16 protein-coding genes are annotated in these 20,384 nt (G+C 68.1%); 10 read left to right on the top strand and 6 right to left on the bottom strand.

Going from position 1 to position 20,384, the window contains the following annotated elements:
* From CBR61_RS08945 to CBR61_RS08955, 3 genes are all read left to right on the top strand, one after another.
* Positions 1 to 990, top strand: a complete 990-nt coding sequence (locus CBR61_RS08945; RefSeq protein WP_088914048.1) for a hypothetical protein — start codon at positions 1 to 3, stop codon at positions 988 to 990.
* Between the two features lie 277 nt (positions 991 to 1,267).
* Positions 1,268 to 5,908, top strand: coding sequence for a glutamate synthase large subunit (gene gltB, locus CBR61_RS08950; RefSeq protein ID WP_088914049.1), 4,641 nt, complete (start codon positions 1,268 to 1,270; stop codon positions 5,906 to 5,908).
* 123 nt (positions 5,909 to 6,031) lie between these two features.
* On the top strand, positions 6,032 to 7,468 hold the full coding sequence (locus CBR61_RS08955) for a glutamate synthase subunit beta (protein WP_088914050.1): 1,437 nt from the start codon (positions 6,032 to 6,034) through the stop codon (positions 7,466 to 7,468).
* A gap of 12 nt (positions 7,469 to 7,480) precedes the next feature.
* Here CBR61_RS08955 and CBR61_RS08960 read toward each other — a convergent pair whose 3' ends face one another.
* On the bottom strand, positions 7,481 to 7,954 hold the full coding sequence (locus tag CBR61_RS08960; RefSeq protein WP_172835939.1) for an Lrp/AsnC family transcriptional regulator: 474 nt from the start codon (positions 7,952 to 7,954) through the stop codon (positions 7,481 to 7,483).
* 105 nt (positions 7,955 to 8,059) lie between these two features.
* Here CBR61_RS08960 and CBR61_RS08965 point away from each other — a divergent pair, with 105 nt between their 5' ends.
* Complete coding sequence (locus tag CBR61_RS08965; RefSeq protein ID WP_088914052.1) at positions 8,060 to 9,139, top strand: S41 family peptidase; 1,080 nt, start codon at positions 8,060 to 8,062, stop codon at positions 9,137 to 9,139.
* 30 nt (positions 9,140 to 9,169) lie between these two features.
* Here CBR61_RS08965 and CBR61_RS08970 read toward each other — a convergent pair whose 3' ends face one another.
* The 3 genes from CBR61_RS08970 to murI form a co-directional block, all read right to left on the bottom strand.
* Positions 9,170 to 9,862: a nitroreductase gene (locus tag CBR61_RS08970; protein WP_088914053.1), complete on the bottom strand. Its 693-nt coding sequence runs from the start codon at positions 9,860 to 9,862 to the stop codon at positions 9,170 to 9,172.
* Between the two features lie 81 nt (positions 9,863 to 9,943).
* Positions 9,944 to 11,164: a 5-aminolevulinate synthase gene (gene hemA, locus CBR61_RS08975; protein ID WP_088914054.1), complete on the bottom strand. Its 1,221-nt coding sequence runs from the start codon at positions 11,162 to 11,164 to the stop codon at positions 9,944 to 9,946.
* 174 nt (positions 11,165 to 11,338) lie between these two features.
* The gene (gene murI / locus CBR61_RS08980) at positions 11,339 to 12,139 is read right to left on the bottom strand and encodes a glutamate racemase (protein ID WP_088914055.1); all 801 of its coding nucleotides are present in this window, start codon (positions 12,137 to 12,139) and stop codon (positions 11,339 to 11,341) included.
* 135 nt (positions 12,140 to 12,274) lie between these two features.
* Here murI and plsY point away from each other — a divergent pair, with 135 nt between their 5' ends.
* Positions 12,275 to 12,862: a glycerol-3-phosphate 1-O-acyltransferase PlsY gene (gene plsY / locus CBR61_RS08985; RefSeq protein ID WP_088914056.1), complete on the top strand. Its 588-nt coding sequence runs from the start codon at positions 12,275 to 12,277 to the stop codon at positions 12,860 to 12,862.
* 16 nt (positions 12,863 to 12,878) lie between these two features.
* A complete protein-coding gene (gene dprA, locus CBR61_RS08990; protein WP_088914057.1) occupies positions 12,879 to 14,012 on the top strand; it encodes a DNA-processing protein DprA in 1,134 nt (377 codons plus the stop codon).
* Here the strand turns inward: dprA and CBR61_RS08995 are convergent.
* The gene (locus CBR61_RS08995; RefSeq protein WP_199797426.1) at positions 14,009 to 14,554 is read right to left on the bottom strand and encodes a superoxide dismutase family protein; all 546 of its coding nucleotides are present in this window, start codon (positions 14,552 to 14,554) and stop codon (positions 14,009 to 14,011) included. The two genes, dprA and CBR61_RS08995, sit on opposite strands and share 4 nt — an antisense overlap.
* A 236-nt stretch (positions 14,555 to 14,790) precedes the next feature.
* On the opposite strand from CBR61_RS08995, the gene topA reads away from it, so the two are divergent.
* From topA to CBR61_RS09015, 4 genes are all read left to right on the top strand, one after another.
* A complete protein-coding gene (gene topA, locus CBR61_RS09000) occupies positions 14,791 to 17,358 on the top strand; it encodes a type I DNA topoisomerase (protein WP_088914059.1) in 2,568 nt (855 codons plus the stop codon).
* 97 nt (positions 17,359 to 17,455) lie between these two features.
* A complete protein-coding gene (locus tag CBR61_RS09005) occupies positions 17,456 to 17,755 on the top strand; it encodes a hypothetical protein (protein WP_233996683.1) in 300 nt (99 codons plus the stop codon).
* A 1-nt stretch (position 17,756) separates the two neighbouring features.
* Complete coding sequence (locus tag CBR61_RS17235; RefSeq protein ID WP_267890698.1) at positions 17,757 to 18,389, top strand: response regulator; 633 nt, start codon at positions 17,757 to 17,759, stop codon at positions 18,387 to 18,389.
* A 98-nt stretch (positions 18,390 to 18,487) separates the two neighbouring features.
* Positions 18,488 to 19,357 (top strand): sulfotransferase family protein, encoded by an 870-nt coding sequence (locus CBR61_RS09015; RefSeq protein WP_088914060.1) that lies wholly within the window; start codon positions 18,488 to 18,490, stop codon positions 19,355 to 19,357.
* Between the two features lie 24 nt (positions 19,358 to 19,381).
* Here the strand turns inward: CBR61_RS09015 and era are convergent, their stop codons facing one another.
* Positions 19,382 to 20,302 (bottom strand): GTPase Era, encoded by a 921-nt coding sequence (gene era, locus CBR61_RS09020; protein WP_088914061.1) that lies wholly within the window; start codon positions 20,300 to 20,302, stop codon positions 19,382 to 19,384.
* Between the last annotated feature and the right edge of the window lie 82 nt (positions 20,303 to 20,384).

The following is a 20,384-nucleotide window of genomic DNA, read 5'->3' on the forward strand; positions in this document are numbered from 1 at the left end:
ATGAAGCTCGGGAAGCAGGGGCGCAAGGAAAAGGGCAAGCGCCGCAAGGAGAAGGCCCGCACGAAGGTTCCTCTGAGCGCGCATCCCGCCTTTGCCCCGCTGCTGGGCCTGTGGGGCGCGCTGCTCGGTGGACTGCCGGTGATGGTTTTGCCGTCTGAACTGGTCACCGAAGCGACCCGCGGAACCATGATCGGCCTGTGGGACATCCCCGTTCAGCCGGTGCTCGCGGCGCTCAGCGCGCTGCTGGTGGGTACGTTGATGTTCGCGGGTGCGATGATGAAGTCGGGCGGGTTCCGCCGCGGCGCCAGCCCGCGCACGATCGTCGGGGCGGCGGCACGCCGCGTGCGGCCGATCGATCCCGTGCGTGACCTGGGGACGCGGAGCATCGACGATCCGATCGAGACCATGCCCTTCGCCACCCCCGCCTGGCGCGACAGCGCCGTCGAGCCGGAGGAAGCAGGCGCGGACAGCGTTGCCGCAGCCGAGGCGGCGCCTGCCCCGCGCGAGCTCGACCTTGCCGAGTTCGCCCAGATCCCGGGCCGCAACGCGGTGTGGGTAGAGGAACCCGGTATGCCCGAAACCGGGGCCGAACCGTTGACCGAGCCCCAGCCCGAGCCCTCTTTCGCGCCCGCTCCCGAACCCCTTGCGCCCGCCGCGCCGGTGACCGAACTGCGCCCCGCCGCCCCGCCATCGCCGCCCGAGCCGGGCACCGCGGCGCTGGCGCGTCTGCGGGCCGTCCCGCCGAGCGAACTCAGCCTTGCCGAGATGGTCGAACGCTTCGCTGCCGCGCTCCAGGAACATCGCGACACGCCGCCCGCCCGGGCGCTGGGCAGCGCCGATCTCGCCGCGCGCGAGGCCGCGCTGGCCGAGGCGCTGAAGGCACTGACCGCGCTCAGCGGGGGCGTGCCCACCGACAGCCGGGCTGGCGAGCGCGATGCGCCGCTCCGTGCCGCACTCGCCCAGCTTCAGACCCGCCGCGGCGCCGCCTGAGACCGCCGAGAGCGCAAAAGCTGCAACCGAACGGCGCAGCCCATGCAGCGTGCGCAATCAAAAGATAGTCTGAATAGGTCTGCGAGAAATAAAACTTCGCGCAAAGCCATTGCCAAACCCGCTTCCTGTCGGCATGAGGGCCGCGAAAACGGACCCGGCCGGATCCTGAGCCAAGGCTCCGGCAGGCCCGTGCGACCTGCCCAAGGCGTGTTCCCCTGCATGAGCGATCATGGCCGGGGTGCGCGCCTGTCGGCATCTGACAGAACGGACTTGATGCATGGGATACCCTTCCTCCCAGGGTCTCTACGACCCCGCCAACGAACATGACGCCTGCGGCGTCGGCATGGTTGCGCATATCAAGGGAGAGAAAAGCCACGCGATCATCGCGCAGGCGCTGGAGATCCTCGAGAAGCTAGACCATCGCGGTGCGGTGGGCGCCGATCCGCTGCTGGGCGACGGAGCGGGGATTCTGATCCAGATTCCCGATCCGCTGATTCGTCGCTGGGCGGAAGGGGAGGGTCACGATCTGCCGCAGCCGGGCGAATACGGGATCGCCATGTGCTTCCTGCCGCAGGACGAGGCCGCGCGCGTCTTCGTCAAGCAGCGCATGGAAGCCTTCACCGCCAAGGAAGGCCAGAACTTCATCGGCTGGCGCGAGGTGCCGACCACGATGGACGGGCTGGGCAAGGCGGTGATCGCCTCGATGCCGGTGATCGAGATGGCGGTGATCGGGCGCGGCGCGAACTGCCCGGATCAGGACGCCTTCGAAAGGAAGCTGCTCACCATCCGCAAGCAGGTCCAGAACCCGCTCGCGCAGCTTGCCGAAAAGCACGGCCTGCCGGGGGTCACCGAGACCTACATCCCGAGCTTCTCGACCCGCACGCTGGTCTACAAGGGGCTGCTGCTGGCGACGCAGGTGGGCAGCTTCTACGACGACCTGCGTTCGCCCGATTGCGTCTCGGCGCTGGGGCTCGTCCACCAGCGTTTCTCGACCAACACCTTTCCCAGCTGGCGTCTCGCGCACCCGTTCCGCTTCATCGCCCACAATGGCGAGATCAACACGGTGCGCGGCAACGTCAACTGGATGAATGCCCGCCGCCGCACGATGGAAAGCGAGCTGCTCGGGCCGGACCTCGACAAGATGTGGCCGATCATCCCGCACGGTCAATCGGACACCGCGTGCCTCGACAACGCCCTCGAACTGCTGATCGCGGGCGGATACAGCCTCGCCCATGCGATGATGATGCTGATCCCGGAAGCCTGGGCCGGCAATGCGCTGATGGACCCTGCCCGGCGCGCCTTCTACGAATATCACGCCGCGCTGATGGAGCCGTGGGACGGCCCGGCCTCGGTGTGCTTCACCGACGGGCGCCAGATCGGCGCGACCCTCGACCGCAACGGCCTGCGTCCGGCGCGCTTCTGCGTGACGAAGGACGATATCGTCTGCCTCGCCTCGGAAAGCGGCGTCCTGCCGTTCCGCGAGGAGGACATCGTCCGCAAGTGGCGGCTCCAGCCGGGCAAGATGCTGCTGATCGACCTCGAACAGGGCCGCATCATCGAGGATGACGAACTCAAGGCCGATCTCGCCAACGCCGAGCCCTATGCCGAGTGGCTGCACCAGGCGCAGTACAAGCTGTCGGACATCACCGACATCGTGCCCGAGCTTGCCGCGATTCCGGCCGAGGAATCGACCCTGCTCCAGCGCCAGCAGGCCTTCGGCTACACGCAGGAGGATGTCTCGCGCTTCCTCGAACCGATGGCGGTGGAGGGCGACGATCCGGTCGGCTCGATGGGCACCGACACGCCGATCGCGGTTCTGAGCAACCGCGCGCGGCTGCTCTACGACTACTTCAAGCAGAACTTCGCGCAGGTGACGAACCCGCCGATCGACCCGATCCGCGAGGAGCTGGTGATGAGCCTCACCAGCATGATCGGCCCGCGCCCGAACCTGCTCGGCCGCGATGCGGGGACGCACAAGCGGCTCGAGGTCGACCAGCCGATCCTTACCAACGAGGACCTGGCCAAGATCCGCTCGGTCGAGGAGGCGCTCGACGGCGCGTTCCGCTGCGCCACCATCGACATCACATGGGATGCCAAGAGCGGGGCCGAAGGCCTTGAAATGGCTCTCAAGGAAATGTGCTGGGCCGCCACCGAAGCGGTGCTGCAGGATCACAACATCCTGGTGCTGTCCGACCGCGGCCAGAGCGAAAGCCGCGTGCCGATGCCTGCGCTGCTGGCGACGGCGGCGGTGCATCACCATCTCGTGCGGCAGGGCCTCAGGATGCAGACCGGCCTCGTCGTCGAGACAGGCGAGGCGCGCGAGGTGCACCATTTCTGCGTCCTCGCGGGCTACGGCGCGGAGGCGATCAACCCCTATCTCGCGCTGGAGACCATCGAGACCCTGCGCGCCAAGCGCCACCCCGATCTGCCCGCCGCCAAGGTGCAGGCGAACTTCATCAAGGGCGTGGGCAAGGGCATCCGCAAAGTCATGTCCAAGATGGGCATCTCGACCTACCAGTCCTATTGCGGCGCGCAGATCTTCGATGCGGTGGGTCTGTCCTCCGCCTTCGTCGAGAAGTACTTCACCGGCACCGCCACCACCATCGAGGGCATCGGCCTCGCCGAGGTCGCCGAGGAGGCACTGCGCCGCCATGCGCAGGCTTACGGCGACAACCCGCTCTATGACGGGATGCTCGATGTCGGCGGCATCTACCAGTATCGCCTGCGCGGCGAGGAGCACGCCTGGACCCCGCAGAACGTCGCCCAGTTGCAGCACGCGGTGCGCGGCAATGACCCGAAGAACTACGAGGAATTCGCCAGGTCGATCAACGAGCAGTCCGAACGGCTGCTGACGATCCGCGGGCTGCTCGAATTCAAGAAAGCCGACACGCCGATTCCGCTCGACGAGGTCGAACCCGCAAGCGAGATCGTGAAGCGCTTCTCGACCGGGGCGATGAGCCTCGGCTCGATCAGCCACGAGGCGCACTCGACCATGGCGATCGCGATGAACCGCATCGGCGGGCGTTCGAACACGGGCGAGGGCGGGGAGGAGCCGTTCCGCTTCAAGCCGCTGGCGAACGGGGATTCGATGCGCAGCCGCATCAAGCAGGTCGCCTCCGGGCGGTTCGGCGTCACCACCGAATACCTCGTCAATTCCGACGATATCCAGATCAAGATGGCGCAGGGCGCGAAGCCCGGCGAGGGCGGGCAGTTGCCCGGGCATAAGGTCGACAAGCGCATCGGCGCGGTGCGGCACTCGACCCCCGGCGTGGGCCTGATCTCCCCGCCGCCGCACCACGACATCTATTCGATCGAGGACCTCGCGCAGCTGATCCACGATCTCAAGAACGTGAACCCGGTCGCGCGCATCTCGGTCAAGCTGGTGTCCGAAGTCGGCGTCGGCACGGTCGCGGCGGGCGTCTCGAAGGCGCGCGCGGACCATGTGACCATCGCCGGCTATGACGGTGGCACCGGCGCCTCGCCGCTGACCTCGCTGACCCATGCGGGCTCGCCGTGGGAGATCGGCCTTGCCGAGACCCAGCAGACCCTGCTGCTCAACGACCTGCGCGAGCGGATCGCGGTGCAGGTCGACGGCGGCCTGCGCACCGGGCGCGACGTCGCCATCGGCGCGCTGCTCGGCGCGGACGAGTTCGGCTTTGCCACCGCCCCGCTGATCGCGGCCGGGTGCATCATGATGAGGAAGTGCCACCTCAACACCTGCCCCGTCGGCGTCGCGACGCAGGACCCGGTGCTGCGCGCGCGGTTCACCGGCCAGCCCGAGCACGTGGTCAACTACATGTTCTTCGTCGCCGAGGAACTGCGTCAGATCATGGCCGAGCTGGGCTTCCGCACCGTGGCCGAGATGGTCGGCCGGGTCGACCGGCTCGACACCCGCAGGATGGAACGCCACTGGAAGGCGCGCGGGATCGACCTGTCGCGCATCCTGCATCAGGTACCGCTGAAGGAAGGCGCATCGCTGCGCCAGACCGGCGTGCAGGATCATGGGCTCGAGGGCGCGCTCGACAACCGGCTCATTGCCGATTGCCGCACGGCCATCGACACGAGGCAGCCGGTGCAGCTCGAATACGAGGTGAGGAACGTCAACCGGACGGTCGGCGCGATGCTCTCGGGGGAGATCGCCAAGGCGCACGGACACGAGGGCCTGCCGACCGACACGATCCGCATCAACCTCACGGGCGTCGCGGGCCAGAGCTTCGGCGCTTGGCTCGCCCACGGGGTGACGCTCGATCTGGTCGGCGATGCCAACGATTATGTCGGCAAGGGCCTTTCGGGCGGCCGTATCATCGTGCGCCAGCCTGCCGAGGCCCCGCGCGCGGCGCAGGAGAACATCATCGTCGGCAACACCGTCATGTACGGCGCGATTGCGGGCGAGGCCTATTTCAACGGCGTCGCGGGCGAGCGCTTCGCGGTGCGCAATTCGGGGGCCATCGCGGTGGTCGAGGGCACCGGGGATCACGGCTGCGAATACATGACCGGCGGCGTCGTCGTCGTGCTCGGCAAGACCGGGCGCAACTTCGCGGCCGGCATGAGCGGCGGGGTCGCCTATGTCTATGACCCGGAAGGGCGCTTCACGGACCTCGTCAACCACGCGCAGGTCGATCTGCTGCCGATTTCGGCGGCGCCCGACGCTGACGAAGGAACGGGCCGTCCGTCGCAGCGCCCGCGCAGCGTCAACGATTTCGGCATGGGCGACATGCTGCGCCACGATGCCGAGCGGCTGCGCATCCTCGTCGAACGGCACCAGCTCCACACCGGCAGCAAGCTGGCGGGCGAGCTGCTGGCGGACTGGGACGCGGCGCTGTCGCGGTTCGTCAAGGTGATGCCGCGCGACTATGCGGCGGCGCTGCGCAAGCTGGAAGCGGAACGTCACGAAGCCGAAAGCGTCGCGGCGGAGTGAATTGATAATGTCTCGTCATTGCGAGCCGCAGGCGAAGCAATCCAGAGCGGCACGGTGCGGCCCTGGATTGCCGCGGGGCCTTCAGCCCCTCGCAATGACGAAGTAAAACGAAGGTAACGACACGTGGGCAAGGAAACCGGATTTCTCGAGCTGGACCGCCGCGAGCGGGACTATCTTGATCCCAAGGAGCGCCTGAAGAACTACCGCGAGTTCGTCATCCAGCCGGATGATGCGACGCTGACCGGGCAGGCCTCGCGCTGCATGAACTGCGGCATTCCCTACTGCCACAACGGCTGTCCGGTGAACAACATGATCCCGGACTGGAACCACCTTGTCTACGAGGCGGACTGGAAGCGCGCGCTGGCGAACCTCCATTCCACCAACAACTTCCCCGAGTTCACCGGCCGCATCTGCCCCGCGCCCTGCGAGGCAGCCTGCACGCTCAACATCATCGACCAGCCCGTGACCATCAAGTCGATCGAATGCGCAATCGTCGACCGCGGGTGGAAGGAAGGCTGGATCACGCCGCAGGTGCCGGAAAAGAAGACCGGCAAGTCGGTCGCCATCGTCGGCTCGGGCCCCGCGGGCCTCGCCTGCGCCCAGCAGCTGGCGCGCGCCGGGCACAGCGTGACGGTGTTCGAGAAGAACGACCGCGTCGGCGGGCTGCTGCGCTACGGCATCCCCGACTTCAAGATGGAGAAGCACCTCATCAACCGCCGCTGCGTGCAGATGGAGGCGGAAGGGGTGACGTTCAAAACCTCGAAGGAGGTGGGCGTCGACATCTCGTTCAAGTCCCTTCAGGAGAACTTCGACGCGGTGGTGCTGGCAGGCGGCGCGGAAGATGCGCGCCAGCTCGCGATTCCCGGTGCCGAGATGCCCGGCGTCCGGCTCGCGATGGAATTCCTGACCCAGCAGAACAAGCGCGTCGCGGGCGATGACGAGCTGCGCGCCGCCCCGCGCGGCAGCCTCACCGCCACCGGCAAGCACGTCGTCGTGCTCGGCGGCGGCGACACGGGGAGCGACTGCGTGGGCACCTCGAACCGGCAGGGCGCGCTCAGCGTCACCCAGCTCGAGATCATGCCCAAGCCACCCGAAAAGGAAGACAAGGCGCTGACCTGGCCCGACTGGCCGATGAAGCTGCGCACCTCCTCCTCGCACCAGGAAGGCGTCGAGCGTGACTGGGCGGTGCTGGCGAAGCGCGTGCTCGGCGACGGCGAGACGGTCACCGGCCTCGAATGCGTGCGCGTGGAATGGATCGACCGCCAGATGCGCGAGATCGAGGGCAGCGAGTTCGTCATCAAGGCCGACCTGATCCTGCTCGCGATGGGCTTCGTCGGGCCGAAGAAGGCAGGCTTGCTCGAACAGGCGGGCGTGACGCTCGATGCGCGCGGCAATGTCGCGGCTGACACGAACAGTTACGCCACCAGCGAGCCGAACGTCTTCGCCTGCGGCGACATGCGGCGCGGGCAGAGCCTCGTCGTCTGGGCGATCCGCGAGGGCCGCCAGGCCGCGCGCGCGGTCGACGAGGCGCTGATGGGCGTCTCCGAACTCCCGCGCTGAGGCGTCCTGCCCCTAGGTCCGGCGCGGCGCGAGATCGACGAAAGGCGCGAATTTCAGCTCGCGCTTGACGAAGCTCGTCTCGTAGCGGCGCACGATCGGCTCGCTTTCGAGCAGCGTTTCGACGAGGTGATTGAACTCCGCCATGTCGCCGCAATCGAGCAGCAGCAGCAGATCGACCGTGCCGGCGAGCTCGTAGCAGAACTGCACCTGCGGCGCGGCGTCGAGCCGCGCGAGGAGGGCACGCTTGCCCTCCTGGTCGGCATGTTCGGTGAGCTGAAGCGTCACGATCGCGCGCAGCCGCTGCGCCGTAAGCCGCCGCGACAGCAGCGCGACTGTCGCGGTGATCCAGCCCTCGCTCCGCAGCCGCCGCAGCCGCCGGGCAATCGCCGACGGCGAGAGCGGAACGCTCTCGGCCAGCTTTTCAGCGGTCGCGCTATCGTCGCGTTGCAGGAGGTTGAGCAGGGCGCGGTCGAAGGAATCCAGCATGGCCTCTCTGTGCCAGATTTTGGCACGCGGTGCACGAAACTTGCACAGACTTGCCCCGGCGATGGCGGTAGTGTGCTGCTGGACTAACACAGTAGAGGTTCGCAGATGCATCGTGTCCTGCTGGCGGCCGCCGCCGCCGTTCTTCCGTTTTCCCCTGCTTCCGGCGAGGCCCCGGTCGCTCCCGCCGCGGCACAGGCGCCGGCGTTCGATCGCGCCGTGGCGCGCGAGGCGGTCGGCAGCCTCGCCGAGCGGCTCGAAGCGGATTTCGTCTTTCCCGAGGCAGGCAAGGCCTATGCAGCCATGCTGCGCGCCCGCCTCGCCGAGGGCGCCTATGACAGCTTTCCCGATCAGCGCGCCTTTGCCGAGGCGGTGACGACGGACCTGCAGAAGGTCCACCGCGACGGCCACCTGCGCGTCCATGTCGTCCCGCCCGAGGCACGCAGCGGCCCGCCGCAGGAAGGGCCGGGCGGCGGCGGACCGGACCCGGCGCTCAACACCATCACCCGTTCGGGCTGGGAGGCGGACGGGGTGGCCTACATCGCATTCGACGCCTTCTTCGGGACGCCCGCCACGATGGCCGCGCTCGAGCGGTTCATCGCCGAGCACGCCGGCGCCCGCGCGCTGATCATCGACATCCGCGCGCACCGCGGCGGCGGGCTCGCCGAGATGGACCTGCTCTTCCCGCACCTCTTCACCACGCCGACGACGCTGGTGACGATGGACACGCGGGCCAGCGTGGTCGCGCGCATGGGCGGCCAGGGCCCGGCGGAGGGCCGCCTGCGCCGTGTCGCGGCGCCCGAGGGCGTGGTGCGCGACGAGCACTATGTCGAGCCGGCGGCGAACGGCGCCTTCCAGCGCAGCGCGATTTATGTGCTGACCTCGAAGCGCAGCGCCTCGGCAGCCGAACACCTCGCGCTGTCGCTGAAGCGGGCAGGCCGCGCCACGCTGGTTGGTGAGACGACCTATGGCGCGGGCAATTTCGGGGGCATGGTGCCGCTCGACAAGGCCTTCACCTATGCCGCCTTCGTGCCGAACGGCCGCACCTTCGATCCCGACACGGGGCAGGGCTGGGAAGGCACCGGGGTCGCGCCCGATGTCGCGGTTGCTGCCGGCGACGCGCTGGCGAAGGCGTTGGAGCTCGCAGGCGTGGCCGCTCCTGCCGCCGGGCAGACGACTGGCGAATAGGGCAGCGCCGGATGTGACGTGGCGGCGCGGTCAGTCGAACCCGACGAAGCGCGCCGCCTCGGCCACGCTGCGGCGGGTGATCTTCACCGGGTTGGCCGGGAAATCCGGATCGGGCCAGCCCATCGCGACCGCCTTCATGATCACCTGATCGTCAGGGATGCCTGCATGTTCGCGCACCACCGGGCTTTGCATGATCCCTTGCGAGTTGATCACGCAGCCCAGCCCCCTGCTCCAGGCCGCATTGACCAGCGCGGTCGTCACCGCGCCGCAATCGAAGGGCGTGTCGTCGCTGCCGTCGAGCTCGCGGTCATAGGTGATGATGACGCAGACCGGCGCGTCGAACTGGCGGAAGCCTCGCAGCACCCAGTCCTGTCGTGCCTCCTTGTCGTCGCGGGCGATGCCCATCGCCTCGAACAACTGGATCGCGCAGCCCACCTGCCGGTCGCGGTGTACGCCCTTGAAAGGTTCCCCCCGGCGGAATTCGCGGCTGTCGGGCTCGCCCGCCAGAATGCGCTCGGTGTTGCCCTTGCGGATGCGGTCGAGCGGCTCTCCGGTGATGACGTGGAAGTGATAGGGCTGGGTATTCATCGAAGAGGGCGAGCGCATCGCCATTTCAAGAATTTCCTCGATCAGCGCGCGCGGGACGGGCTTCTTCAGGTAGCCCCGGATGCTGCGCCGCCCGAGCACCACCTCGGCGTAAGTCTGGTCAGGCGTGCCGCCCATTTTCGCTCTCTCCCGAATCTCTGTCGGGAGCCGTGCTAGCGCACCGGCAGCAGGGCGCAAAGGACGCTAGGGAATGGCGGATCAGGCCGCCTCGGCGAGGCCCAGCTCCAGCCGATCCCAGATCTCGACCAGCGCCGCGGTGAGCTCGTCCATCATCGCTTCGGTGTGGTGAGGGCCGGGGGTGAAGCGCAGGCGCTCGGTGCCGCGGGGGACGGTGGGGAAGTTGATCGGCTGCACGTAGACGCCGTATTCGGCGAGGAGGATGTCGCTGATCTTCTTGGCGCGGACCGGATCGCCGACCATCAGCGGGACGATGTGGGTGACCGAGTCCATCACCGGCAGGCCCGCTTCGGCGAACTTCAGTTTCAGCATCGCGGCGGCGCGCTGCTGGGCGTTGCGCTCGACCGAAGACTCCTTGAGGTGCCGAACCGAGGCAAGCACGCCTGCGACCAGCACCGGCGAGAGCGAGGTCGTGAAGATGAAGCCGGGCGCATAGGAGCGGATGCAGTCCACCACCTTGGCGGACGCGGCGATATAGCCGCCCATCACCCCGAAGGCCTTGCCCAGCGTGCCCTCGATGATGTCGATGCGGTGCGCCGCGCCGTCGCGCTCCGAGATGCCGCCGCCATGCGCGCCGTACATGCCGACCGCGTGGACCTCGTCGATATAGGTGAGCGCGTTGTACTTTTCCGCGAGGTCGCAGATCGCGTGGATCGGGGCGACGTCGCCGTCCATCGAATAGACGCTTTCGAAGGCGATCAGCTTGGGCGTGTCGATGTCGACGCTCGCCAGCAGTTCCTCGAGGTGGGCCACGTCATTGTGGCGGAACACCTTCTTCTCGCAGCCCGAATTGCGGATGCCGGCGATCATGCTGGCGTGATTCAGCTCGTCGGAGAAGATCACGCAGCCCGGCAGCAGCTTGGCCAGCGTCGAGAGCGTCGCGTCGTTCGACACGTATCCGCTGGTGAACAGCAGCGCGGCGTCCTTGCCGTGGAGATCGGCCAACTCGGCCTCGAGTTCGACATGCAGGTGCGTGTTGCCGCCGATGTTGCGGGTCCCGCCCGAGCCTGCGCCGACATCGTGGAGCGCGGCTTCCATCGCGCCGATCACCTTGTCGTGCTGGCCCATGCACAGATAGTCGTTCGAGCACCACACCGTGATCGGCTTGGGGCCGTTGTGCCCGTGAAAGCAGCGCGCATTGGGATAGGCGCCCTTGTTGCGCATGATGTCGATGAAGACGCGGTACCGGCCTTCCTCGTGCAGACGGTCGATCGCGGAATCGAAAATCTGGTCGTAGTTCACTCGCGTCTCGCTGCTCTCGCGGCCACCTTGCCGGGGCGGGCGCGGCTCCTGCTGTGCTGTTATCGTCCCGCCCAAACGTGCCAGAGGGCGGAAGGTTTCAGAGCGCGTATTTAAGGGCGGGCGGGCGCATTGGCTATCACGATCTTTGCGAGCGGCTCGCAAGGCGCCGCGGGTTCAGAAGGCCTCGGCCACCCCGAATCCGCGTGCGGCGAGGGCCTCCTCCAGCCCCTCGGCACCGGCCAGCGGGCCGGTGACGACGAAGCGGTCGGGCCCGGTCGCGGCAAAGCCCTGTCCCTCGAGCAGGTGGGCGATGCGCCGAGCGATCCCGTCCGCGCCGTCGACCTGCCGCACCTCGTTGCCGAAGGCGGCGGCAAGCTCGTCCGCCAGCAACGGGAAGTGGGTGCAGGCGAGCACCAGCGTGTCGATCTGGTCGGGGCCCGCCATCGCCGCCAGCCTGTCATGCACGTCGGCGATCAGCGCCGGGTCGACGGGCCGCCCGCGCAGCTTGGCCTCGGCGGCCTGCACGAGGCCAGGGGCGGCGACGCGCAGCAGCCGCTTGCCGGCGGCGAACTGCGCCTCGAGATCATCGACATAGGCTTGCCGGATCGTCGCCTCGGTGCCGACGAGGCCGATGGTGCCGGTCTGCGTCAGCGCCGCAGCCGGCTTGATCGCGGGAACGGTGCCGACCACCGGGATCTCCAGCACGTCGCGCACCATGCCGAGCGCGATGGTGCTGGCGGTGTTGCAGGCGATGCAGGCGAGGCGCGGCTGCCAGCGTTCCGCCATCCGCCCCAATAGACCCGCCACCCGCGCGGCGATCTGCGCCTCGGTCTTGGTGCCATAGGGCAGGCCGGCAAGGTCCGCGGCATAGATCACAGGCGCTTGCGGCAGCACCTTGCGCAGCGCGTCGTAGACGGTGAGCCCGCCCACGCCGGAATCGAACAGCAGGATGGGGGAGGACGGGTTGTCCGACAAGAAAACCTCCGTTCGGGCTGAGCTTGTCGAAGCCCTGTCCTTTTCTTTTCAGGATCGGCCATTAGAAGAAAGTGCGGTGGTTGGGCAACGCCCAGCTACGCTTCCGACAAGCTCGGCACGGACGGGACTATTTCAATGGATTTCGCTTTCGCCGCCCTTCTGGGCTTTGCCCTCGGCTCGATCCCCTTCGGCCTGATCCTCACCCGCGCGGCGGGGCTGGGGGATGTGCGGAACATCGGCAGCGGAAGCATCGGGGCGACCAATGTGCTGCGCACCGGGAACAAGGGCCTTGCTGCGGCGACCGTGCTGCTCGATGCGGCCAAGGCGGTGATCCCGGTTCTGGTGGCGAAGGCCGTCTGGCCGGGCACGGAGGGCATCGCGGCGGTCGCGGCGGTGGCGGGGCACTGCTTCACCCCGTGGCTCGCCTTCAAGGGCGGCAAGGGCTTCGCCAGTGCCGCCGGAGCCTTGGGCGCCCTCGCATGGCCGGCGATGCTCGCCTGTGCCGTGATCTGGGGCGCTACGCTGTTTCTCAGCCGGATTTCCTCGGTGTCCTCGCTCGTCAGCGTCATTGCCGCGCCGGTGGTGGCGTGGGGCCTCGGCTATCCGGAGGTTATCCCGCCGCTGATCGCCATCGCCGCGATCGTCATCGTCCAGCACCGGGCCAATATCGGACGGCTGATGCGGGGGGAGGAGCCGAAGCTAGGTTCCTCGGGCAAGGCGTGACGGGGGCGCCCGTCTGATGGAGCACCAGGGGTCGCAGCCGGTGCTCAGCCAAGCCGAGGCCTTCGCGCGCATCCGCCTGCTGCGCTCGCCCAACATCGGGCCGGTCAGCTACCGCCAGCTCATTGCCCGCTTCGGCAGCGCGGGGGCGGCACTCGACGCGCTGCCCGATCTCGCCAGCCGGGGCCGCGCGCCCTATCGACCGGCCAGCGCCGAAAGCATCGAGCGCGAGGTTCTGGCGGTGCGCAAGGCGGGGGCGCGTTACCTGTTCCACGACCAGCCCGATTATCCGGCGCTGCTCGGCGAGCTCGACTCCGCCCCGCCGATCCTCACCTGTCGCGGCCGCCTCGCGCTGGCGAGCGAGCCCTGCGTTGCCCTCGTCGGTGCGCGCAATGCCAGCGCCGCCGCGGTCAAGCTCGCCCGCGATTTCGCCGCCGCGCTGGCCGAGGCGGGCTTCACCGTCGTCTCCGGCCTCGCGCGCGGGATTGACGGTGCGGCGCACGAGGGCGCGTTCCCGCAGACCATCGGCGTCATCGCCAGCGGGATCGACATCGCCTACCCGCCGCAGCACGCCGAGCTTCAGGAACGCATCGCCAGCGATGGCCTGCTGATCGCCGAACAGCCCCCCGGCACCGAGCCGCGCGGGCGGCACTTCCCCTCCCGCAACCGCATCATCGCCGGACTGGCTTCAGGCACGCTGGTGATCGAGGCCGCGCCGCAATCGGGCAGCCTCATCACCGCGCGGCTGGCGGGCGAGGCGGGGCGCGAGGTTATGGCGATCCCCGGCTCCCCGCTGGATGCCCGGGCGAGCGGGTGCAACCAGCTGATCCGCGAGGGCGCGGTACTGGTGCAGGCGCCCGACGAGGTGATCGAGCTGCTCCAGAGCTTCACCGGCGCGCCGCGTTCGCGCTTCCGGGTCGCCGATGGCCCGAGCGATTTCGATTATGCCGAACTCGCGAAGCTCGACTGGGGCGAGGCACGGGTGGATTTCAGCCACGACATCGCGCACCTGCTCACCAACGCGCCGGTGGAGGTGGACGAACTCATCCGACAGACGCAGGCCTCCCCTGCCGAGGTGCACATGGCGCTGCTCGAGCTGGAACTGGCGGGCGAACTGGTGCGCGAGGCGGACGGGACCGTGCGGCGCGCCTAACCCTTGGGGAAGATCACCCCGCAGGCCTGCCGCCCGCCGCTCGAGTCCATCGTGCGATAATCGTCGGTCGCGGCGTGGATGATCACCGCCGCGCCGTCCGCATCGCTCAGGCTGTGGGGCAGGGCATCGCTGGCGGGGCCCTTGATCGTCACCTTGGGTACGAAGAACTCTGCGCGCGCCGTGCCGTCATCGGCGACGTCGAGATTGGGTAGGTCGCCCGCGTGATAGCCGCCCGCGGTGTGGAAGCCGTGTTCGGTATCGGCGGGGTTGAAATGGCCTCCGGCGGCCTGGAAATCGGGCGTGCAGGCGCCGGTCTGGTGGATGTGGAGCCCGTGCTTCCCGGCGGTCAGCCCGCGCACGTCGACGCGCATCACCACGCCGTGCTCGGCCTGGGCGAGGCTGATCGTGCCCACCTCGCTGCCGTCGGCAAGGCGCATCGCGGCGACCGTCGTCTTTTCGGCGGAGGAGGGGGCGGGATCGTTCGCGAGCGCGGGTGCAGCGGAGGCGAGCAGGGCGGCGGCAAGGGCAAGGGGGCGGTTCATCGTCAGGGGCTCCTTCGTATCACCCGGACGCTACGCCTGCGGGCGAGGCAGTGTTCCGGACCGGCACGGCAGGGCGGGCAACCGCGTCGGCGGGGCGATCATGCGCGCCTCACCCCTCGCGCGGCTTTCCAAAGCTCACCGCCGCCCGCCCCTTCGCGCAAGGCGGCTTGACTTGGCCGGAGCTTCCTCGCCACCCTCGCGCACACGTACACGTAAGGGACAGTCCTCCTCTCGCCATGCAACTCGTCATCGTCGAATCCCCCGCCAAGGCAAAAACCATCGAGAAATATCTCGGGCAGGACTTCAAGGTCCTCGCCTCCTACGGCCATGTCCGCGACCTGCCGGAGAAGGACGGCAGCGTCGATCCGGAGGACGGCTTCGCGATGCAATGGGAGCTCTACGGCGACAAGCAGAGCCGCTTCCGCGAGATTGCCGATGCCGCCAAGGGGGCCTCGCGCCTCGTGCTCGCCACCGACCCCGACCGCGAGGGCGAGGCGATCAGCTGGCACGTGCTGGAGCTCTTGAAGAAGCGCAAGGCGCTGCCCGCGCAGGTCCAGCGCGTCACCTTCAACGCGATCACCAAGCAGGCCGTGACCGAGGCGATGGCCCGCCCGCGCGAGCTCGACCAGCCGCTGATCGACGCCTATCTCGCCCGCCGCGCGCTCGACTACCTGTTCGGCTTCACCCTCTCGCCGGTGCTGTGGCGCAAGCTCCCGGGCGCCAAGAGCGCCGGCCGCGTGCAATCGGTGGCGCTGCGCCTAATCGTCGAGCGCGAGCGCGAGATCGAGGCCTTCCGCGCGGAGGAATACTGGAGCGTCGTCGCGCATATGCAGCACGACGGCACGGCCTTCGATGCGCGGCTGGTGAAGTTCCGGGGCGAGAAGCTCGAACGCCTTAGCCTCGGGGCGGAAGGTATCGCGATGGAGGCCAAGGCCGCCGTCGAGAACGGGCGCTTCACCGTCGAGGGCGTCGAGACGAAGCCGGTCAAGCGCAACCCCGCGCCTCCGTTCACCACCTCGACCCTCCAGCAGGAGGCCGCGCGCAAGCTCGGCTATTCGGCGCAGCACACCATGCGGCTCGCGCAGACGCTCTACGAGGCGGGCGCGATCACCTACATGCGCACCGACGGGGTGCAGATGGACATGAGCGCGATTCACGCCGCGCGCGATGCCATCGCGGCGCGCTTCAGCGAGGATTACCGCCCGGAAAAGCCGCGCTTCTACAGCACCAAGGCCAAGAACGCGCAGGAGGCCCACGAGGCGATCCGTCCGACCGATTTCACCCGCGAGCGCGTAGGCAGCGGCGACGAGGCCAAGCTCTACGATCTCATCTTCAAGCGCGCGATGGCGAGCCAGATGGCGACCGCGCAGCTCGAACGGACCACCGTCACCCTGCGCGATGCCACCGGGCAGCACGAGCTGCGCGCCACCGGGCAGGTGATCCGCTTCCCAGGCTTTCTCGCGGTCTATCAGGAAGGCCTCGACGATGCGGACGACGACGAGAGCGGCCTCCTGCCGGTGATGAAGGCGGGCGATAGCCCCGCCAAGCTCGGCGTCGATGCCACCCAGCACTTCACCCAGCCGCCTGCGCGCTTCTCCGAGGCAAGCCTCGTCAAGCGGCTCGAGGAGCTGGGCATCGGGCGGCCCTCGACCTACGCCTCGACCATCCAGACCCTCAGGAACCGCGCCTATGTGCGGATGGAGAAGAACCGCTTCTTCGCCGAGGAGAGCGGCCGGCTGCTGACCGCCTTCCTCGAACGCTTCTTCCCCAATTACGTCGCGTATGATTTCACCGCGGGGATGGAAGACGAACTCGACGTCGTCTCCGACGGGCGCGAGGACTACAAGATCCTGCTCGAACGCTTCTGGCGCGATTTCAAGCCCAAGGCCGACGAGGTGATGGCGAAGATGCCCTCGGAAGTGACCGAGGCGCTCGACGAATATCTCTCGGACTTCCTCTTCCCCCCGCGCGAGGATGGCAGCGACCCGCGCGCCTGTCCGCTCTGCGCGGCCGAGGGGCGGGCGGGCGGCCGCCTCTCCCTGCGCGGCGGGCGCTACGGCGCCTTCGTCGCCTGCGCCAATTACCCGGAGTGCAAATACACCCGCCGCTTCGCCCAGCCGGGCGGCGAGGGCGGGGCCGAGGACGGCGTGATCGGCCAGCATCCCGAAACCGGCGAGGACATCACCCGCAAGACGGGCCGCTACGGCCCCTATGTCGAGATGGGCAGCGGCAAGGAGGCCAAGCGCGCCAGCATCCCCAAGGACCTCGACGATTTCGATCTGGATTGGGCGGTGAAGCTGCTCGATCTGCCGCGCATCATCGGCGCTCATCCCGACACGGGGCTCGAAATCGAGGCGAATATCGGGCGTTACGGCCCCTATCTCAGGCATGACGGCAAGTACGGCAAGCTGTCGAACACCCGCGAGGTGTTCGAGGTGGGCATGAACCGCGCGGTCGATATCCTCGCGCAGGCTGCCAATCGCGGCGGGGCGGGGGCGGCACGCGGCAAGGCCGAGGCCATCGCCACGCTCGGCCAGCATCCCACCAGCGGGGGCGAGATCAAGGTCATGCCCGGCCGCTACGGCCCCTATGTCACCGACGGCACCACCAACGCCACCATCCCGCGCGACACAAAGCCCGAGGACGTGACGCTCGCCGCCGCGATCGAACTGATCGATGCGCGCGCGGCCAAGGGGCCGGCCAAGGGCAAGGGCAAGAAGAAGGCCCCGGCCAGGAAGACGGCGGCGAAGAAGGCTCCGGCCAAGAAGGCCCCTGCCAAAAAGAAGGCGGCTGCGACGAAATGAGGGGCAGGGCGGTGCGAAACGCCGCCCCGGGCCTTCCGGCGTTGAGAAAACATAAAGCATTTGCCCCCTAGAACCGGTGCCAGACGAGGGCTGCGCCGTGATCGAAATCGAAGTCCAGAACGAGACCCACCAGACCCAGAGCCGGATCCGCTTCGCTGCGGTGCCGCGCATCGGCGAAGGCCTGCGCCTGCGCGAGCCGGACGGCATGTGGGCAAGCTACGATGTGCTCGACGTGTGGTACCAGAAGGCCGAGTTCGGCGATGTCTGGATGCCCTATCTCCATGTCCGGGTGACCCCGGGCGAGGTGGTCGGCGCCATCGAGGCGGACCCCTATTCCGACGATTACGCGGCGCAAGGCTACGAACAGGGCTATGCGGCGATGGGCGGGGGGCGCTGACGTGCAGAACCTGATCAAGCGCCAGACCGGTCCCAACCGCCGCCCGGCGATGGAGGGCAAGACGCTCGCCGAGAAGCTGGCCCAGAACGAAGCGATGCTGGCCGCCGCCGCCGAGGAGGACGCCGCCCGCGTCGCCGCTGCCGCCGCCGCCCCGGCTCCTGCCGCTCCCGCTGCCGGTTCCCCCGAACCCGACGAGACTGCCGCGATCGTCGCCGCCGCCAAGGCGATGCGCGACCGCTATCCGGGCCGCGAGGCACAGGCCGCGCCGCAGCGCACCTGCCTGATCGTCGACGACAGCCGGGTGATCCGCAAGGTCTCGAGCAAGATCGCGCTCAGCCTCGGCTATGTGCCGGTGGAGGCCGAGAACGGCGAGGAGGCGCTCGCGCGCTGCAAGAAGTCGATGCCCGATCTGGTTCTGACCGACTGCAACATGCCCGAGATGGACGGGATTGAGTTCGTCACCAAGCTGCGCAGCATCCCCACGCCCAAGGAACCCGTGGTGGTGTTCTGCACCTCGAACGGCGAGGCCAAGGACATCCACGACGGCATAGCCGCAGGCGCGGACGACTACATCGTGAAGCCTTTCGACGAGGCGGCATTGCGGTCGAAGCTGGAGAAGCTCGGGCGGGGGTGACCTTGCCTTGCGGCGACCTGCGCCGCTTATCGGACAGGTCGCCTGCAATTCATTACCGGGTTGTGGACAGGTGAAATGCGATTGCGGACGCGGGCGGGATGAAACCCGACTTCGTGATCGGCGGCGCACCGAAATGCGCGACGACGGCATTGTTCGACTATCTGGCGCAGCATCCGCAAATCTTCGCGACCGTTCCCAAGGAACCCCACTACTTCGCTTCCGCGGCGCTCGGGCGTCCGTTCATGCGGCACGACTTTTCAGCCGAGGCATATCAGGCTCTCTACAGCGGATGCCTGCCCGGGCAGATGGCGGGTGAGGGCTCCACGCACTACCTGCACCATGCGCCGGCGGTCGCGCCGCTGATGGCAGCACAGGCTCCGCAGGCGAGGCTGATCTTCTGTCTGCGCGAACCTGTGGCCCGCGCCTATTCGCATTTCCTGTTCCGATACAGCGTTGCCGGTCCGCATGACCTTGGCGGCATGGGCCAGCGGCGCGACTTCGTCGCTTTCGCTCGGGACCCCGAGATGTTCGCGGCGGGGAATTACGCGGATAATCTGCGCGTCTTCCTGAAGCATTTTCCGCGATCGCAGATCCATCTGGTGTTTTTCGAGGATGTCGTCTCGGACCTTGCCGGTTGCCTGGCCGGCATCTGCCGCTTTCTCGGCGTGGACGAGAGCTTCTCCTTCGATCTTTCGCGGCGTTCCAACACCACGGCCTATCCGCGCTCCACGGGCCTGACGAGCATGGGAGACCGGCTGGTGGGCGCAATCTATCCCCGCCTTTCCGTGTCGGGTCGGCGCAGGCTCATGCGGCTTCGCAAACGGGTCCTGTTCAGCCCCCGCGCCGCGAAACCGCGGATATCTCCGGAAGAGCGCGACTGCGTCAGGTCGCTGTATCGCCAATCGGTCCTGCGTCTCGAGGATCTGGCCGGACGGGACCTCGCCGCCTGGCGAGCCGAAGAGGCATGACCGGACCCGCAGACGGCGCGCGCTTTACCGCACCCAGTCGAGCCCGATTTCCTCGAAGATTTCCTTGTCCTCGGCCCAGTTCTCCAGCACCTTGACGTGCAGGTAGAGGTGCACCTTCACCCCCAGCACCTCGGCCAGTTCCGCGCGGGCGGCGGCGCCGATGGCCTTGATCTTCGAGCCGCCCTTGCCGAGCACGATCGCGCGCTGGTTGTCGCGCGTGACGACGATCTGCTGGTGGATCTCCACGCTGCCGTCGGGCCGGACCTCGTATTTCTCGGGCCGCACGGCGCTGTCGTAGGGCAGTTCCTCGTGGAGCTGCTGGTAGAGCTGTTCGCGCGTGATCTCGGCGGCGAGGAGTCGCTCCGACGCATCGGAGACCTGGTCCTCAGGATACATCCACACGCCCTCGGGCATGGCGCGGGCGAGCACCTCCTTCATTTCGGGCACGCCCTCGCCGGTCAGGGCGGAAACGAAGAACACTTCCGAGAAATCGACCTTGCCGGTGAGCTCCTGCGCCAGCGCCAGCAGTGGCTCCTTCTTGGCGCGGTCGACCTTGTTGAGGACGAGGATCTTGCGCTCGGGCCGCCCCGCCAGCGTCTCGAGCAGCGGTTCCAGCTCGTGGCGGCGCTGCTTGATCGGATCGACCAGCAGCAGCACGGCATCGGCGGCCTCCGCGCCCTCCCACGCGGCGCTCACCATCGCCCGGTCGAGGCGGCGGCGGGGGGCGAAAATGCCGGGGGTGTCGACGAGGATCATCTGCACCGGCGTCCCGTCGGCGAGGTCGTGCAGCGCGATGCCGAGCATCCGCGCTCGGGTGGTCTGGGCCTTGGCGCTGGTGATCGCGACCTTCTGGCCGACGAGGGCGTTGACGAGGGTCGACTTGCCGGCATTGGGTGCGCCGAGCACGGCGACGACACCGCAGCGTGTTGGGGGATTTTCAGTCATATCAGAAAAATATCCGTTCGGGCTGAGCTTGTGGAAGCCCCGCACTGTCTTTCTAGAAGATGCCGCTTACCAGAAAAAGGAC

The organism is Porphyrobacter sp. CACIAM 03H1, assembly GCF_002215495.1.
Classification (GTDB): domain Bacteria; phylum Pseudomonadota; class Alphaproteobacteria; order Sphingomonadales; family Sphingomonadaceae; genus Erythrobacter.

What these genes read in the sequence shown, in the direction of transcription:
- CBR61_RS08945 (WP_088914048.1), top strand. Translation starts at nt 1, where the DNA reads ATGAAGCTCGGGAAGCAGGGGCGCAAGGAAAAGGGCAAGCGCCGCAAG.
- gltB (WP_088914049.1), top strand. Translation starts at nt 1,268, where the DNA reads ATGGGATACCCTTCCTCCCAGGGTCTCTACGACCCCGCCAACGAACAT.
- CBR61_RS08960 (WP_172835939.1), bottom strand. Translation starts at nt 7,954, where the DNA reads ATGCTGGATTCCTTCGACCGCGCCCTGCTCAACCTCCTGCAACGCGAC.
- CBR61_RS08965 (WP_088914052.1), top strand. Translation starts at nt 8,060, where the DNA reads ATGCATCGTGTCCTGCTGGCGGCCGCCGCCGCCGTTCTTCCGTTTTCC.
- CBR61_RS08970 (WP_088914053.1), bottom strand. Translation starts at nt 9,862, where the DNA reads ATGGGCGGCACGCCTGACCAGACTTACGCCGAGGTGGTGCTCGGGCGG.
- plsY (WP_088914056.1), top strand. Translation starts at nt 12,275, where the DNA reads ATGGATTTCGCTTTCGCCGCCCTTCTGGGCTTTGCCCTCGGCTCGATC.
- dprA (WP_088914057.1), top strand. Translation starts at nt 12,879, where the DNA reads ATGGAGCACCAGGGGTCGCAGCCGGTGCTCAGCCAAGCCGAGGCCTTC.
- CBR61_RS08995 (WP_199797426.1), bottom strand. Translation starts at nt 14,554, where the DNA reads ATGAACCGCCCCCTTGCCCTTGCCGCCGCCCTGCTCGCCTCCGCTGCA.
- topA (WP_088914059.1), top strand. Translation starts at nt 14,791, where the DNA reads ATGCAACTCGTCATCGTCGAATCCCCCGCCAAGGCAAAAACCATCGAG.
- CBR61_RS09015 (WP_088914060.1), top strand. Translation starts at nt 18,488, where the DNA reads ATGAAACCCGACTTCGTGATCGGCGGCGCACCGAAATGCGCGACGACG.
- era (WP_088914061.1), bottom strand. Translation starts at nt 20,302, where the DNA reads ATGACTGAAAATCCCCCAACACGCTGCGGTGTCGTCGCCGTGCTCGGC.